The 14,939-nt window shown below is 72.6% G+C and carries 13 protein-coding genes; 11 read left to right on the forward strand and 2 right to left on the reverse strand.

Going from position 1 to position 14,939, the window contains the following annotated elements; translation table 11 throughout:
- Positions 1-36 precede the first annotated feature (36 nt).
- The 6 genes from ACTWJ8_RS37530 (at position 37) to ACTWJ8_RS37555 (ending at position 5,740) form a co-directional block, all read left to right on the forward strand.
- Positions 37-1,026, forward strand: coding sequence for an ABC transporter substrate-binding protein (locus ACTWJ8_RS37530; protein WP_443261937.1), 990 nt, complete (start codon positions 37-39; stop codon positions 1,024-1,026).
- A 41-nt stretch (positions 1,027-1,067) separates the two neighbouring features.
- Positions 1,068-2,261 carry an LLM class flavin-dependent oxidoreductase gene (locus ACTWJ8_RS37535; RefSeq protein WP_443261938.1) on the forward strand — a complete coding sequence of 398 codons (1,194 nt, stop codon included), beginning with the start codon at positions 1,068-1,070 and terminating at the stop codon, positions 2,259-2,261.
- Positions 2,262-2,278: 17 nt separating this feature from the next.
- Positions 2,279-3,661: an NtaA/DmoA family FMN-dependent monooxygenase gene (locus ACTWJ8_RS37540; RefSeq protein WP_443261939.1), complete on the forward strand. Its 1,383-nt coding sequence runs from the start codon at positions 2,279-2,281 to the stop codon at positions 3,659-3,661.
- Positions 3,654-4,781, forward strand: coding sequence for an MsnO8 family LLM class oxidoreductase (locus ACTWJ8_RS37545; protein WP_443261940.1), 1,128 nt, complete (start codon positions 3,654-3,656; stop codon positions 4,779-4,781). Before ACTWJ8_RS37540 ends, ACTWJ8_RS37545 begins: the two co-directional genes overlap by 8 nt.
- A gap of 69 nt (positions 4,782-4,850) precedes the next feature.
- Entirely contained in the window at positions 4,851-4,997 is a 147-nt protein-coding gene (locus ACTWJ8_RS37550) for a hypothetical protein (RefSeq protein ID WP_356372549.1), read from the forward strand.
- Positions 4,998-5,050: 53 nt separating this feature from the next.
- Positions 5,051-5,740, forward strand: coding sequence for a glutathione S-transferase C-terminal domain-containing protein (locus ACTWJ8_RS37555; protein WP_356372547.1), 690 nt, complete (start codon positions 5,051-5,053; stop codon positions 5,738-5,740).
- On the opposite strand, the gene mltG is transcribed toward ACTWJ8_RS37555, so the two are convergent.
- Together mltG and ACTWJ8_RS37565 are read right to left on the reverse strand one after the other, a co-directional pair.
- Positions 5,719-6,573 carry an endolytic transglycosylase MltG gene (gene mltG / locus ACTWJ8_RS37560; RefSeq protein WP_356372545.1) on the reverse strand — a complete coding sequence of 285 codons (855 nt, stop codon included), beginning with the start codon at positions 6,571-6,573 and terminating at the stop codon, positions 5,719-5,721. The two genes, ACTWJ8_RS37555 and mltG, sit on opposite strands and share 22 nt — an antisense overlap.
- A gap of 18 nt (positions 6,574-6,591) precedes the next feature.
- On the reverse strand, positions 6,592-7,776 hold the full coding sequence (locus tag ACTWJ8_RS37565) for a PucR family transcriptional regulator (protein WP_443261941.1): 1,185 nt from the start codon (positions 7,774-7,776) through the stop codon (positions 6,592-6,594).
- Positions 7,777-7,901: 125 nt separating this feature from the next.
- On the opposite strand from ACTWJ8_RS37565, the gene ACTWJ8_RS37570 reads away from it, so the two are divergent.
- Genes ACTWJ8_RS37570 through ACTWJ8_RS37590 form a run of 5 tightly spaced genes read left to right on the forward strand, consistent with a single transcriptional unit; the run spans position 7,902 to position 14,936 of the window.
- Complete coding sequence (locus ACTWJ8_RS37570; protein WP_443261942.1) at positions 7,902-8,501, forward strand: urease subunit gamma; 600 nt, start codon at positions 7,902-7,904, stop codon at positions 8,499-8,501.
- Positions 8,498-10,183 (forward strand): urease subunit alpha, encoded by a 1,686-nt coding sequence (locus ACTWJ8_RS37575; protein WP_443261944.1) that lies wholly within the window; start codon positions 8,498-8,500, stop codon positions 10,181-10,183. The genes ACTWJ8_RS37570 and ACTWJ8_RS37575 overlap by 4 nt, the downstream gene beginning before the upstream one ends.
- Positions 10,184-10,204: 21 nt before the next feature.
- Complete coding sequence (locus tag ACTWJ8_RS37580; protein WP_443261945.1) at positions 10,205-11,923, forward strand: amidohydrolase; 1,719 nt, start codon at positions 10,205-10,207, stop codon at positions 11,921-11,923.
- A complete protein-coding gene (locus ACTWJ8_RS37585; RefSeq protein WP_356372535.1) occupies positions 11,920-13,254 on the forward strand; it encodes an MFS transporter in 1,335 nt (444 codons plus the stop codon). Before ACTWJ8_RS37580 ends, ACTWJ8_RS37585 begins: the two co-directional genes overlap by 4 nt.
- A complete protein-coding gene (locus ACTWJ8_RS37590; protein WP_443261946.1) occupies positions 13,251-14,936 on the forward strand; it encodes a thiamine pyrophosphate-dependent enzyme in 1,686 nt (561 codons plus the stop codon). Before ACTWJ8_RS37585 ends, ACTWJ8_RS37590 begins: the two co-directional genes overlap by 4 nt.
- Positions 14,937-14,939 lie beyond the last annotated feature (3 nt).

Below are 14,939 nucleotides of genomic sequence, written 5' to 3' on the forward strand. Positions count from 1 at the left end.
CCGTCCCCGTTTTCGTAAGCAAGGAGAACGACCACCGTGTCCACCACCCTCGTCCGTCGCCGCACCACCACCGCTGCCGTGCTCTCCCTCGCGGCCTCCCTGCTCCTCGCCGCGTGCAGCAACCCCTCCGACGGCGGCACCACCGAGGTGGCGGACGGCTCCGGCGCCAAGGCGAAGATCAACCTCAGCCCCGACCAGCACCGCGTCACCACCGGCAAGGTCGACTCCATAGCCGCCGAGGTGCCCGCGCGGATCCGCAAGAGAGGAACCCTCGAGGTCATCGGCTCCTCCAGCTCCGCGGCGCCGCTCGGCTTCCACGCCACCGACAACAAGACCGTCATCGGCGTCGAGCCGGACCTCGCCCACCTCGTCGCCGACGTCCTCGGCCTCAAGGTGCACCGCACCACCGCGTCCTGGGAGAACATCTTCGTCGGCCTCGACAGCGGCAAGTACGACGTGGGCCTGAGCAACATCACGGTCACCGAGGAGCGCAAGGAGAAGTACGACTTCGCCACCTACCGCAAGGACAACCTCGGCTTCGAGGCCAAGAAGGGCAGCGGCCTCAAGGTCGAGGGACCCAAGGACGTCGCCGGGAAGACGGTCGCCGTGAGCAGCGGCACCAACCAGGAGAAGCTGCTCGTCGAGTGGAGCAAGGAGAACGTGAAGGCCGGCCGCAAGCCGGTCGACATCAAGTACTACCAGAGCGACAGCGACACCTACCTCGCCCTCCAGTCGGGCCGCATCGACCTCTACCTCGGCCCCAACCCGACCGCCGCCTACCACGCGGCGAGCACCGGCAAGACCGAGGTCGTCGGCACGTACTCCGGCGCGGGCGCCTCGCTCCAGGGCCTCATCGCGGCCACCACCAAGAAGGACAGCGGGCTCGTGAAGGCGCTCGCCGACGCGCTGAACCACGTCATCGACGACGGCAGCTACGCGAAGGTGCTCAAGCGCTGGGGCCTGTCGGACGAGGCCGTCGACAAGTCGCTGATCAACCCGCCGGGTCTGCCCAAGTCCGGCAAGTAGTCACCGCCACCGTCACCGGTCGCCCGAGAAAGGCACATCCCGTGTCACCTTCCACCCCCTTGCATCTCGCCGTCGCCCTCGACGGCACCGGCTGGCACCCCGCCTCCTGGCGGGAGCCCGTCGCCCGCCCCCGCGACCTGTTCACTGCCGGGTACTGGACGGACCTCGTCGCCGAGGCCGAGCGCGGACTGCTCGACTTCGTCACCATCGAGGACGGCCTCGGCCCGCAGTCGAGCCACTTCCTCGACCCCGACGAGCGCACCGACCAGGTCCGGGGCCGACTCGACGCGGTACTCATCGCCTCCCGCGTCGCCCCGCGCACCCGGTACATCGGCCTCGTGCCGACCGCCGTGGTGACCCACACCGAACCGTTCCACCTGTCCAAGGCCGTCGCCACCCTCGACTACGTCAGCTCGGGCCGCGCCGGACTCCGCGTCCAGGTCAGCGCCCGCCCCAACGAGGCCGCCCACTTCGGCCGCCGCACCATCGAGCGCATCACCGCCTACGACAGCCCGGACGCCCGGGACCTGGTGACCGAACTCTTCGACGAGGCCGCCGACTACGTGGAGGTCGTCCGGCGCCTCTGGGACAGCTGGGAGGACGGCGCCGAGATCAGGGACGCCGCCACCGGCCGCTTCATCGACCGGGACAAGCTGCACTACATCGACTTCCAGGGCCCGCACTTCAGCGTCCGCGGCCCCTCCATCACGCCCCGGCCGCCGCAGGGCCAGCCGCCCGTCACCGCCCTCGCCCACGACACCGTCCCGTACCGGCTGGTGGCCCGCGCCACCGACATCGGCCACGTCACCCCGCACGACGCCGACGAGGCCCGCGACATCGTGGGCCGCATCCGCGCCGAACAGGACGCCGTCGGGCGCGACACACCGCTGCACGTCTTCGGAGACCTGGTGGTGTTCCTCGACGAGGACCCGTCCGCCGCGCGGGACCGCAGGGACCGGCTCGACGCGCTCGCCGGCGAACCGTACGAGAGCGACGCCCGGATCTTCGCGGGCACGCCCGCACACCTCGCGGACCTGCTCCAGGAGTTGGCCGCCGCAGGACTCACCGGGTTCCGGCTGCGCCCCGCCGTCCTCGGCCACGACCTCCCGGCCATCACCCGCGGCCTCGTCCCCGAGCTCCAGGCCCGCGGTGTCTTCCGCCGCGCGTACGACGCCGACACCCTCCGCGGACACCTCGGCCTCGACCGCCCCGCCAACCGCTACGCCGCCGCCTGAGCCGGAGGGGAACCACCATGACCAAGCCACTGAAGCAGATCCATCTCGCGGCCCACTTCCCCGGCGTCAACAACACCACCGTGTGGAGCGACCCGCGGGCCGGAAGCCACATCGAGTTCGGCTCCTTCGCGCACTTCGCGCGGACCGCCGAACGCGCCAAGTTCGACTTCCTGTTCCTCGCCGAAGGGCTGCGCCTGCGCGAACAGGGCGGCGAGATCTACGACCTGGACGTCGTCGGCCGCCCCGACACCTTCACCGTCCTCGCCGCGCTCGCCGCCGTCACCGACCGCATCGGACTGACCGGCACCATCAACTCCACGTTCAACGAGCCCTACGAGGTGGCCCGCCAGTTCGCCAGCCTCGACCACCTCTCCGCCGGGCGCTCCGCCTGGAACGTCGTCACCTCCTGGGACGCCTTCACCGGCGAGAACTTCCGCCGCGGCGGCTTCCTCCCGCAGCGCGAACGCTACTCGCGGGCACGGGAGTTCCTCGCCACCGCCCACGAGCTCTTCGACTCCTGGCACGACGACGAGATCCTCGCCGACCAGGAGACCGGCGCCTTCCTGCGCGACGCCGAGGCCGGCTCCTTCGCGCACACCGGTCACCACTTCGACATCCACGGCCGGTTCAACGTGCCGCGCTCCCCACAGGGCCGCCCCGTGATCTTCCAGGCCGGCGACTCCGACGAGGGCCGCGAGTTCGCCGCCGCCGAGGCCGACGCCATCTTCAGCCGCCACGGCACCCTCGACGCGGGACAGGCCTTCTACGCGGATGTGAAGTCCCGCCTCGCCCGGCACGGCCGCCGCGCGGACCAGCTGCTCATCCTGCCCGCCGCCACCTTCGCGCTCGCCGACACCGACGCGGAGGCCGAGGAACTCGCCCGCGAGGTGCGCCGCCAACAGGTCAGCGGGGCCACCGCCCTCAAGCACCTGGAGTTCGTCTGGAACCGGGACCTCTCCTCGTACGACCCCGACGGTCCGCTGCCCGACATCGACCCCGACGTCGGCGACACCCACATCGCCGAGGGCCGCGCCCAGGTCCGCATGTACCGCGATCCGCTGGCCACCGCCCGCGAATGGCGGGAACTCGCCGCCGCCAACAAGTGGTCCATCCGCGACCTCGTCATCCACACCGGCAACCGGCAGAACTTCGTCGGCTCCCCGCGCACCCTCGCGAAGACCCTCAACGAGTACGTGCAGGCCGACGCCGCCGACGGTTTCATCCTCGTCCCGCACATCACCCCCGGCGGCCTCGACGAGTTCGCCGACAAGGTCGTCCCGCTCCTCCAGGAACAGGGCGTCTTCCGCACCGAGTACGAGGGCACGACCCTGCGCGACCACCTCGGCCTCGCCCACCCCGACGCCGCACCCGCATCCACCGAGGAGCTCTCCCGTGCCTGACATCCCACTCGCCGTCCTCGACCTCGTCCCGGTGTCATCGGGCTCCACCGCGGGCGACGCCCTGCGCAACTCCATCGACCTCGCCCAGCAGGCCGAACGCCTCGGATACGCCCGCTACTGGGTCGCCGAGCACCACCTCAACCCCGGCGTCGCGGGCACCTCACCCGCCGTCGTCCTCGCCCTGACCGCCGCGGCCACCACCTCGATACGCCTCGGCTCCGGAGCCGTACAGCTCGGCCACCGCACCGCCCTCAACACCGTCGAGGAGTTCGGGCTGCTCGACGCCCTGCACCCGGGACGCATCGACCTCGGCCTCGGCCGCTCCGGGGGCCGCCCGCCCGCGCAGCCCACCGCGCCGAAGCCCACTTCCACCCCGGTCGTCGACGGCGCCGCCCCCAACGGCCTCGTCATCCCGCCCCGCTTCTCCTTCGAGCACCTGCTCGGCTCGCCCCGCGTCGCCCTCCAGCGCACGCTGCTCCAGCAGCCGGGCGCCCGGGCCCAGGACTACGCCGAGCAGATCGACGACATCCTCGCCCTGTTCGCCGGCGCCTACGTCTCGCCCGACGGCGTCGAGGCACACGTCGTCCCGGGGGAGGGTGCCGACGTCGAGGTGTGGATCCTCGGCAGCAGCGGCGGCGAGAGCGCCGAGGTCGCGGGCGCACGCGGACTGCCGTTCGCCGCGAACTACCACGTCAGCCCCGCCACGGTCCTGGAGGCCGTGGAGGGCTACCGGTCCTTCTTCAAGCCCTCCGACGTCCTCGACGAGCCGTACGTCAGTGTCTCCGCCGACGTGGTCGTCGCCGACGACGACGCCACCGCCCGCGAACTCGCCACCGGCTACGGCCTGTGGGTGCGCAGCATCCGCAACGCCGAGGGCGCCATCGACTTCCCGACACCCGAGGAGGCACGCAAGCACGCGTGGACCGACGCCGACCGTGCGCTCGTCCAGGACCGCCTCGACACCCAGTTCGTCGGCTCGCCGAAAACGGTGGCCCGCCGCCTCGACCAGCTCCAGGAGGCCACGGGCGCCGACGAGTTGCTGATCACGACCATCACCCACGACCACGCCGACCGCGTGCGCTCCTACGAGCTGCTGGCCGAGGAGTGGACCCGCTCTTGACGCGGCGCCCACCGGGCCACACACTCGTCGACAGGAATCCTAGTGAATTGGTAGGGAATGATGGGCAGTGTGGCACGCGAGCTCCGGTGCGCGGCCGCGCGTGCCGCCGTCCGTGCGCTGCCCCGACTCACGTCCCGACGTCACATCGACCTCGCGCGGGTGTGCAGCGCGGCGAGTTCTCCCCAGGGCGGCGGCCTGCGCGCCGCCCACGCCTGACACTTCCGTACGCCTGCCCGTACGCCCGTGATCGAGCACCCCCAGGGAGCCGCATGTCCGCCACAGCGCCCATCGCCGTGCCGTCCTTCCGGAGTCGTATCGGCTGCGACGCGCGCAGCGGGTACTACGCCGCGCCGCACCGCTTCCGCCTCCACCTGTCACCGGCCTGCCCGTACTGTCTGCAGATCGCCGTCACCCACGGACTGCTCGGCCTCGACGACACCCTCCCGGTGACCCTGCTGCCGGCCGTGCCGGACGCGCCCGGCGGCGGCCACCGGGCCCTGGTGCCGCTGTACGAGGCGACCTCGCACCAGCACCCCGGGCCCGCCGTGGCGCCGGTGCTCAGCGACGACTGGACCGGGCGGATCGTCAGCACGCACGCCGGTGACATCCTGCACGACCTGGCCCGGCACTTCGGCGGCCACGGCCCCGACCTCCTTCCGCGCGGCACGGAGGACGCCGTCGAGGCCGTGGGCCGGCTGTGCGAGCGCGGCATCACCACCGCCGCGCCCGCCACGGTGACCCGCGCCCTCGACGTGCTGGAACGGCGGCTCGCGGGGCGCGAGCACGTCCTCGGCGGCGAACTCACCCTCGCCGACGTCCGGTTGTGGGCGGCCCTGGTGCGGCTCGACGTCAGGGAGCCGATCACGGGCCGCCCGCGCCTGTCGGCGTACCTGCGCCGCCTCTGCGCCCACCCCGGTTTCGCGCCCCACCTGGCGCGCTACCGATCGGCGCTCGCCTGACGGGAGTTGAACTCCTCGACGTTCCTCTTCTGTTCCTCGTAGCTGTCGGTGAACCGGGTGTCCCCGGGCCCGACCGTCACGAAGTACAGCCAGTCGCCCTTCGGCGGGGAGATCGCCGCGTCGATCGCGTCCTCGCCGGGATTCCCGATGGGCGTCGGCGGCAGGCCCTTGTGCTGGTAGGTGTTGTACGGGCTGTCGGTCCTGGTGTCGGCGTGGCTGGTGTCGAGGGTCGACCGGTTCAGGGCGTAGTTGATGGTGGAGTCCATCTGGAGCGGCATCCCCCGGTCGAGCCGGTTGTAGATGACACGGGCGACCTTGCCCATGTCCTCGTGGGTGTCCGCCTCCGCCTGCACGATGCTCGCGATGATCACCGTGTCGTACACCGAGACACCATTGGCGTCCGCGCCCCGCGTGATGTGGTCCGCCTTCAGCCGCTGGTTGGCGGTGTCGTTCATGTACGCGAGCAGCGACTCCGGGGTCGTCCTGCGGCCGATCGGATACGTGGCGGGGAACAGATAGCCCTCCGGGTTGCCGTCCGCCGCGCCCGGCACCGTGAAGTGCGCCTTCTTCACCGCCTTCTCGGTGGTGCCGCCGTCGACCGCGAGCGCCTTGTCCACCGCCTCGTACACCTGGCTCGCCCGGTATCCCTCCGGGATCACCAGCTTCTCCGCCCGCCCCGGCTCCTTCCCGCCGAACACCACCACCAGCACGGCGACGACGGCCGCGACCACCGCGAGGGCCACCACGGCCAGCGCGATCAGCCTGCCGCGACGGCCGGGCCGGCGCTTCTTCCCTGTCCCCTGCTCAGCAGGGATGTTCTCGTCCTCGGACACACGGGAACGCTAACCCGTTCACCGCACCCGCAGTGCCACCGCCAGCAGCGCCGCGTCCGCGGGCCGCCGCAGATCGCGCCCCGTCAGCTCGTGGAACCGGTTGAACCGGTGCTGCACCGTGTTCCGGTGGCAGTAGAGCGCGTCCGCCGTGTCCGCGATGGAACCGGAGCCCGCCAGATGGGTGCGGACGGTGTGCAGCAGACGGTCCGCCTCCCCGCGCGTGACACCCGGCCCGTACAGGCCGCCGAGCACGTCCGCGGCCAGATCGCGTCCGAAGTCGCCCGCCCGGTGCGCGAGCACGTCGAGCCAGCTGTCCTCCAGGAGCCGCGGCGACCGGGTGTCCGCGGGCAGCACCTGCGCCGTCGCCACCGCGAGCACCGTGGCCCTCGGCACCGCGGCGAGCCCCCGCGCCACCGGGGCGATCCCGCACGGCGAGTCCTGCAACTGCTCCAGCACGTACGAGCGGGTGACCCGGCCGCCGAGCTGCGCCACCAGGACCGCGTCGCCGCCCACCATCTGCTGCTGCACCGCCGCGCCCGCCCCGCGCAGCGCGACCGCCGCACGGTGCAGCCCGCGACCCGCGGCCGCCGACGACGCCGCGCACAGGAACCGCCCGTCGTCCGCGAACCCCAGGGCACGCCCCGCGTCCCGTACGACGGTGGGGTGGCGGCCCTCCGTCTCCAGGAGCCGCGCGAACCACATGCGCCGCTCGTCCTCCTCGCGGCGCCCCATCTCCAGGACCGTGCGCTGATACGCCGTCATGATCCCGGTGACATGCCGCTCGACCGCCTCCCACACGTGGTACGCCGAGCCCGCCAGATCGGCCATGTCCTGCGGGCCCGCCCGGTTCACCAGCGCCTGCCACACCACCCGGAAGTCGAGCCGCGCCGCCTCCAGGAGCGCGTCGAGCGGCACCCCCTGCCGGGCCCGCTCCTCGCCCACCCGCCGCGACACGTCCGCGATGTGCGGCGGCACCGGAAGCCGTGCCACCGTCCGCAGCAGCAGCTCGAAGGCCTGCCAGGCGGAGTCCCTGAACTGCACGTCGGGCACCTGCGTCGCGTACGAGGTGCGCACCGGGCCGACCATTTCGAGCCACTCGCCGATCAGATCGTCCACGGTGTCGAGGCACTGGCCCGCGAGTTCGGCGATGCGCGGCGACGCCGGGGGCAGCCCGGGACGGCCGTGACCTTCGGAATTGTGCATGTGACCAATTCTCCGCGGCGCGGCGGCGATGTTTCAACGTTGGTTTGCCGGCCGGACCCGAGGATCCTGGTGCGATCCCTGGGCGGAGCGTCCGGGGCCCGCCGACACAGGAGGGCCGACCGACCGTGCACTTGACCCCTCGTGAACAGGAACGGCTCCAGCTGTTCACCGTCGCCGAACTCGCGCGCAGACGGCGCGCCCGCGGCCGCCGCCTGAACGCGCCCGAGGCGATCGCCCTGATCTGCGACGAGATCCTGGAGGCCGCCTGGGACGGGCTCACCCTCGACGAGGTGATCGAGACGGCGCGCCGGGTGCTCACCGCCGACGACGTCATGGACGGGGTCCCCGACATGGTGCCGACCGTGCAGGTCGAGGCGCTGTTCCCGAGCGGCACCTCGCTCGTCGCCGTCGACCGGCCGATCGGACCCGCTGCCACGGAGGGGCCCGGCGCGGTGCGGACCGCCGAGGAGCCCGTCGAGATCAACGTCGGGCGCCCGCGCTCCACCCTCACCGTCCGCAACACCGGCGACCGCGTCGTCTACGTCTCCTCGCACTACCCGCTGCACGAGGCCAACCAGGCGCTCGAACTCGACCGGGAGGCGGCCCGCGGGCTGCGCCTCGACATCGCCGCGGGCACCGCCCTCGCCTTCGAGCCCGGTGAACGGCGCGACGTCGTCGTCATCCCTGCACGCCACAAGGCCCTTCCGTCCGAGGAGCGCGCATGACCAGCGTCGACCGCCGCACGTACCACGCCCTGTACGGGCCCACCACCGGCGACCGCATCCGGCTCGGCGACACCTGCCTGTGGGTGGAGGTCGAGGCCGATGACGGCACACCGGGCGACGAACTCCTCGGCGGCTGCGGCAAGACCGTCCGCGACGGGCTTCTCGCCTCGCCGCGCTCCGACCGGGACTCCGCGCTCGACATGGTCGTCGCCGGAGCCGTCCTCATGGACCCGGTGCTCGGCGTGCGCAAGACCGACATCGGCATCAAGGACGGCCGCATCGTCTCCGTCGGCGGCGTCGGCAACCCGGACGTGATGGACGTCGAGTACGCCATCGACTCGCACACCTCGGTGGTGCCGGGGGAGGGGCTCATCGCCACGCCCGGCGTCGTCGACAGCCACGTCCACCTGTCGTCGCCCGAGGTGGCGCCCGCCGCGCTGTCCGCCGGAGTCACCACGCTCGTCGGCATGGGCCTCGGCGGCGTCTGGGAGATCGGCTGCAACCCGACCCACAATCTGCACACCCTGATGAGCGCCTGGCAGGGCACCCCGCTCAACATCGCCTTCCTGGCGCGCGGTTCCTCCAGCTCGCGGGCGCTGCTCGACGAGATCACCCTCGCCGGGGCCGGCGGTTTCAAGATCCACGAGGACTTCGGCGCCACCCCGCGCATCATCGACACCTGCCTCGACACCGCCGAACAGGCCGACCTGCCGGTGGCGCTGCACACCGACTCCATGAACGAGTCCGGCTACCTGAGGGACACGCTTGGCGCCACCTGCGGCCGCACCGTCCACGCCTACCACGTGGAGGGCGGCGGCGGTCACCCCGATCTCCTGGAGATCCTGTCCGAGCCGAACATCCTGCCGTCGTCGACCACGCCCACCGTCCCGTACACCCCGAACACGGTCGGCGAGCTGTTCCCGATGACGATGACCGTGCACCGGCAGAACCACGCCTCCGCCAGCGACGTCGCCATCTCCAAGGGCCGGATCCGCGAGCACGCCATCGCCGCAGAGAACGCCCTGCACGACCTCGGCGCCATCTCCATCGTCAACTCCGACTCGATGGGCATGGGCCGGATCGCCGAGACCGTCCGCAGGACCTGGCAGCTCGCCCACGTCCAGGCGCTCGCGAACGGCGGCGGGGGAGTGGAGCGCCCCGACAACACGCGCGTGCTGCGCTACCTCGCGAAGATCACCCTCAACCCGGCGCTCGCGCACGGCCTCTCCCACGAGGTCGGCACCGTGCAGGCCGGGCGGATGGCGGACCTCGTGCTGTGGGAACCCAAGTGGTTCGGCAGCAAGCCCGAACTGGTCATCAAGTCCGGATTCGTGGCCTGGGGCAACACGGGATCCGGCTCCGGGTCGACCCGACTCACCCAACCCCGGGCGTACAAGCCCTACTTCGGGGCGCTCGGCGCCGCGCCCGCCCGGCTCGCCAAGGTCTTCGTCGCCGAGGCCGCGCTCACCGACCGCGCCGCACGGGCCGCGCTGCCGGGCGGACTCACCTACGCCCCGATCCGCGACAGCCGCGGCCTCACCCGCTCCGACATGCTGCACAACACGGCGACGCCGCGGGTGGTGGTGCCGCGCGAGCCCGCGCCCGTCCTCGTCGACGGGGTCGAGACGGGGACACCGCCCGCGACCGAGGTGCCGCTCGCGCAGCTGCACCACTTCGCCTGAGTCCGAGGGGGCTTCGCCTTCATGCAGCTCGATCTGCTCGTCCGCAACGCCCGCGTCCGCACCCTCGACCCGGACCGCCCGACCGCCACGACCATCGGCGTCCTGAACGGGGTCGTCGTCGGCCTCGACGACGACGTGGCGGGACTCGACGCGCGCAAGGTCCTCGATGCGGGCGGCGCCACGGTCGTCCCCGGCTTCAACGACGCGCACTGCCACACCGCGTGGTTCGGCCTCACCCTCACCCAGCTCGACGTCTCCACCGCCCGCTCGGTCGACGACGTGTACGCCGCCGTCGCCCGGCACGCCGAAGGGCTCGCCCCGGACGCGTGGGTGCTGGGCGCCGGGCTCGACCACAACAACTGCGGAGGTGTCTGGCCGCACCGTGACGCCCTCGACCGGGCCGCGGGCGGCAGGCCCGTCTGGATCAAGCACACCTCCGGGCACGCCTGCGTCGTCAACACCCCCGTCCTGCGAGCCGCCGGCGCCCTGGAGGACGGCTTCCAGGACCCGGACGGCGGCGTCGTCTCGCGCGACGAACACGGCCGCCCCGACGGCCTGTTGGAGGAGACGGCGCAGCGTCTCGTGCAGCGCCAGGTGCTGCCGTACCCGGTGGAGACCGTCGCCGACGCCGTCGACGCGGCCACCCGGCACTACCTCACCGAAGGTGTCACCAGCTTCACCGAGGCCGGCATCGGCGGCGGCTGGATCGGCCACACCCCCGTCGAGCTGGCCGCCTACCAACTCGCCCGCGAGACGGGCCGCCTGCACACCCGCGCCCAGCTCATGGCCGCGTCCGACGTCCTGCACCCACTCGTCGCGCACGCCGACGACGACATCACGCTCGGCCTCGACCTGGGCATGCGGACCGGCTTCGGCGACGACACGCTCTCCCTCGGCCCGGTCAAGATCTTCCTGGACGGCTCGCTCCTCGGGCGGACGGCGGCCGTCACCGAGCCCTTCTGCGGCTGCCCGCACAACGAGGAGCGGCCGACCGGCTACTTCCAGGGCGACGCCGACGGCATGACCGACCTCGTCGTCGCCGCCCACCGCTCGGGCTGGACCGTCGCCGCGCACGCCATCGGCGACCGCGCCGTCGACCTCGCCCTCGACGCCTTCGCCCGCGCCCACAAGGAGCGGCCGCGGCCCGCCGTCCGGCACCGCGTCGAACACGCCGGGATCGTCCGCCCCGACCAGCTCGCCCGGTTCGCCGACCTCGGTGTCGTCCCCGTCCCGCAGCACAACTTCCTGCACACCTTCGGCGACGCCATGGCCGCCGCGCTCGGCCCCGACCGCACCCCCTGGTCGTACCGCATGCGCTCCTTCACCGACCTCGGCCTCACCGTCCCCGGCAGCTCCGACCGGCCCGTGGCGCCGGGCGCGCCGCTGCCCGCGATCCAGTCCATGGTCGTGCGCCTCACCGAAACAAAGGTGCCGTACGGTCCCGACGAGAGCGTCCCGGTCCTCGCCGCGCTGCGCGCCTGGACCGAGGGCTCCGCGCTCGCCACCGGCTTCGGCGGCCGCAAGGGCAGGCTCACCCCCGGGTACCTGGCCGATCTCACCGTCCTGGACGGCGACCCCGTCCGCACGGACCCCGACCGCATCGGCGCGATCGGCGTCCTCGCCACCGTCGTGGACGGCGATCCCGCCCACGACCCGCACCAGCTCACCCGCACCCCCGCACGCTCCGGTCCCCCTTCCGCTCCGGCCGCGCAGGCCGCCCCTCCCCAGGAGACCCCGTGAGCACGACGACCAAGCCCCCGCTCAAGGACATCAGAAGGCTGCTGTTCGCCGCGTTCAGCGGCACCGCCCTCGAGTGGTACGACTACTTCCTCTACGGCACCGCCGCCGCGCTCGTCTTCAACAAGCTGTTCTTCACCGACCTCAACGCCGCCGCGGGCACCCTCGCCTCCTTCGGCACGTTCGCCGTCGGCTTCGTGGCCAGGCCCATCGGCGCCGCGCTCTTCGGACACATCGGCGACCGCTACGGGCGCAAGGTGTCCCTCATCATCACCGTCGTCATGATGGGCGCCACCACCGGCTGCATCGGCCTGCTGCCCTCGTACGGCACCATCGGCATCTGGGCGCCCGCCCTGCTCACCGCGCTCCGCTTCCTCCAGGGCATCTCCGTCGGCGGCGAGTGGTCCGGCGCCATGCTGCTCACCCTGGAGCACACTCCGAAGGAGAAGCACGGCACGTACTCGTCCGTGCCCCAACTCGGCTCGCCCGTCGGCACATTGCTCTCCAGCGGGGCCTTCGCGCTCGTCGGGATGCTGCCCGACGACGCCTTCTACGCGTGGGGCTGGCGGCTGCCGTTCCTCGCCGCGTTCCCGCTGCTCGGCTTCGCGCTCTACCTCCGCGTCCGCATCGAGGAGTCCCCGGTGTTCCGGGCCATGCAGGAGGACGCCGAACGCAACGGGCCGCCGCCCGCTCCGCTCGTCGAGGCGTTCCGGCGCACCTGGGGCCGCATGATCGTCGGCATCGGCGCCGCGTTCCTCGGCGTCGGCGGCTTCTTCCTCATGACGACGTTCGTCATCAGCTACGGCACCAGCGAACTCGGCATCGACAAACAGACGATGCTCAACGCCACCGTCGTCGGAGCCGTCGTCGAGATCGTGGTCATCATCGCCGGCGGACGCCTCGCCGACCGCATCGGACCGTGGAAGGTGTGCGCCATCGGCGCCGCCGTCACCATGGCCGCCGCGTTCCCCGCCTTCTGGCTCGTCGACACCAAGCAGACCCCGCTGGTGTACCTCGGCGTCGCGCTCGGTATCGGGGCGCTGTCCATCCCGTACGGCCCGATCGGCGCAGTCGTCGCCTCCCTCTTCCCCGAGGAGTTCCGCTACAGCGCCGTCGCCATGTCGTACAACCTCGCCGGTGTCCTCGGCGGCTTCATCCCGCTGATCGCGGCCTCCGTCACCGGCGCGGCAGGCGGTGCCTCGTGGGGCGCCGCACTGCTCCTCGTCGGCGTGGCCGCCTGCACCGTCGCCGGGTCCGTCGCGGCCGGCACGGTGCTGCGCAGGCACGGCGCCCTTCCCTCCAGCGACACTCTGAACGAAAAGGTTTCCGCATGACCGCGCAGCATCCCGCCCGCACCGGCGGCCAGGTCCTGGTCGACCAGCTCCACGCGCACGGCGTCGACACCGTGTACGGCGTGCCCGGCGAGAGCTATCTCGCCGTGCTGGACGCCCTGTACGACGCGCCCGTACGCATGGTGGTGTGCCGCCACGAGGGCGGCGCCGGATACATGGCGGAGGCGTACGGGAAGCTGACCGGGCGGCCCGGCGTGTGCCTCACGACGCGCGGGCCGGGCGCCACCAACGCGCTCGTCGCCCTGCACACCGCCCACCAGGACGCCACCCCGCTGGTCCTCTTCATCGGCCTCGTGCCGCGCGACCACACCGACCGGCACGCCTTCCAAGAGCTGGACCTGCGGGGCACGTTCGGCACGCACGCCAAGCTCGTCGAGACGATCGGCGACGCGGCCCGCATCCCCGAGTACGTGGCCCGGGCCTTCGCCGTCGCGCGCAGCGGGCGGCCGGGGCCCGTGGTCGTCGGGCTGCCCGAGGACATGCTGACGGACGTCGTCGAGGTGCCCGACGCGAGGCCGCTGCCGGTGCCGGAAGGAGGCGTGTCGTCCGACGAACTGGCCGCACTGGAAACCCTGTTGAACGAATCCGAGCGCCCCCTCGTCCTCCTCGGCGGCAGCCGCTGGACGGACCGGGCGCGCGCCGACGTACGTGCCTGGGCCGAGGCATGGTCGCTGCCCGTCGCCGTCGACTTCCGCTGCCAGGACCTCATGGACCACGAGGCCGACGTCTACGTCGGGAACCTCGGCTACGGGCGGGCGAAGCCGCTCGCCGAGCGGGTGCGGGACGCGGACCTGCTGGTGAGCGTCGGCGCGGCGCCGGGGGACGTGTCGACGGACGGGTTCCGGCTCCTGTCGACGGTGGGCGGCGACCCGGCGGGCCCGCGCCTGGTGCAGGTGCTGCCCGAGGCGCAGCCGCCCGGCGTCGTCCACCCCGCCGAACTCACCCTCGTCGCCGCGCCCGAGGCCTTCGGCGCGGCGATACGCACGTGCCGGCCGAGCGGGCCCGTGCCGTGGACGGGACACACCAAGGAGGCCCGCGCCGCCCACCTCGCCACCCGCACCCCGGAGCCGGACGGCGACCCGCTCGACCTCGGCGCGGCCTTCGCCCACCTCGACAGCCGGCTCCCCGACGACACCATCGTCACCTTCGGCGCGGGCAACCACGCCATCTGGGCGCAGCGCTTCCTCACGTACCGCGACGGCATGCGCCAACTCGGCCCGCGCAACGGCTCGATGGGCTATGGCGTCCCCGCCGCGGTGTCCGCCGCGATCCTGCACCCGGACCGCCGCGTGGTGTCGGTCGCGGGCGACGGCTGTTTCCTGATGAACGGCCAGGAGCTGGCCACGGCGATGGCGGAGGGCGCGAAGCCGCTCATCCTCGTCCTCGACAACGGCCAGTACGGCACCATCCGCGCCCACCAGGAGCGCGAGTACCCCGGCCGGGTGAGCGGCACGGCCCTCGGCAACCCCGACTTCGCCGCCTACGCCCGCGCCTTCGGCGCCCACGCCGAAACGGTCACCACAACCGAGGACTTCGCCCCCGCCCTGGACCGCGCCCTGAACGCCGACCGTGCCGCCCTCATCCACGTGAAGGTGACGGAGGGCCGCCTGTCACCCGGCGTCACGGTCACCTCCCTCCGCGAAAGGAGCCGCGCCCGGCGCTGACCC

The sequence above is a fragment of the Streptomyces sp. SDT5-1 genome (assembly GCF_052245995.1).
In the GTDB taxonomy this organism is placed as follows: domain Bacteria; phylum Actinomycetota; class Actinomycetes; order Streptomycetales; family Streptomycetaceae; genus Streptomyces.

Coding starts and splice junctions, on each gene's coding strand:
- ACTWJ8_RS37540 (WP_443261939.1), top strand. CDS start 2,279: ATGACCAAGCCACTGAAGCAGATCCATCTCGCGGCCCACTTCCCCGGC.
- ACTWJ8_RS37555 (WP_356372547.1), top strand. CDS start 5,051: ATGTCCGCCACAGCGCCCATCGCCGTGCCGTCCTTCCGGAGTCGTATC.
- ACTWJ8_RS37565 (WP_443261941.1), bottom strand. CDS start 7,776: ATGCACAATTCCGAAGGTCACGGCCGTCCCGGGCTGCCCCCGGCGTCG.
- ACTWJ8_RS37575 (WP_443261944.1), top strand. CDS start 8,498: ATGACCAGCGTCGACCGCCGCACGTACCACGCCCTGTACGGGCCCACC.
- ACTWJ8_RS37580 (WP_443261945.1), top strand. CDS start 10,205: ATGCAGCTCGATCTGCTCGTCCGCAACGCCCGCGTCCGCACCCTCGAC.
- ACTWJ8_RS37590 (WP_443261946.1), top strand. CDS start 13,251: ATGACCGCGCAGCATCCCGCCCGCACCGGCGGCCAGGTCCTGGTCGAC.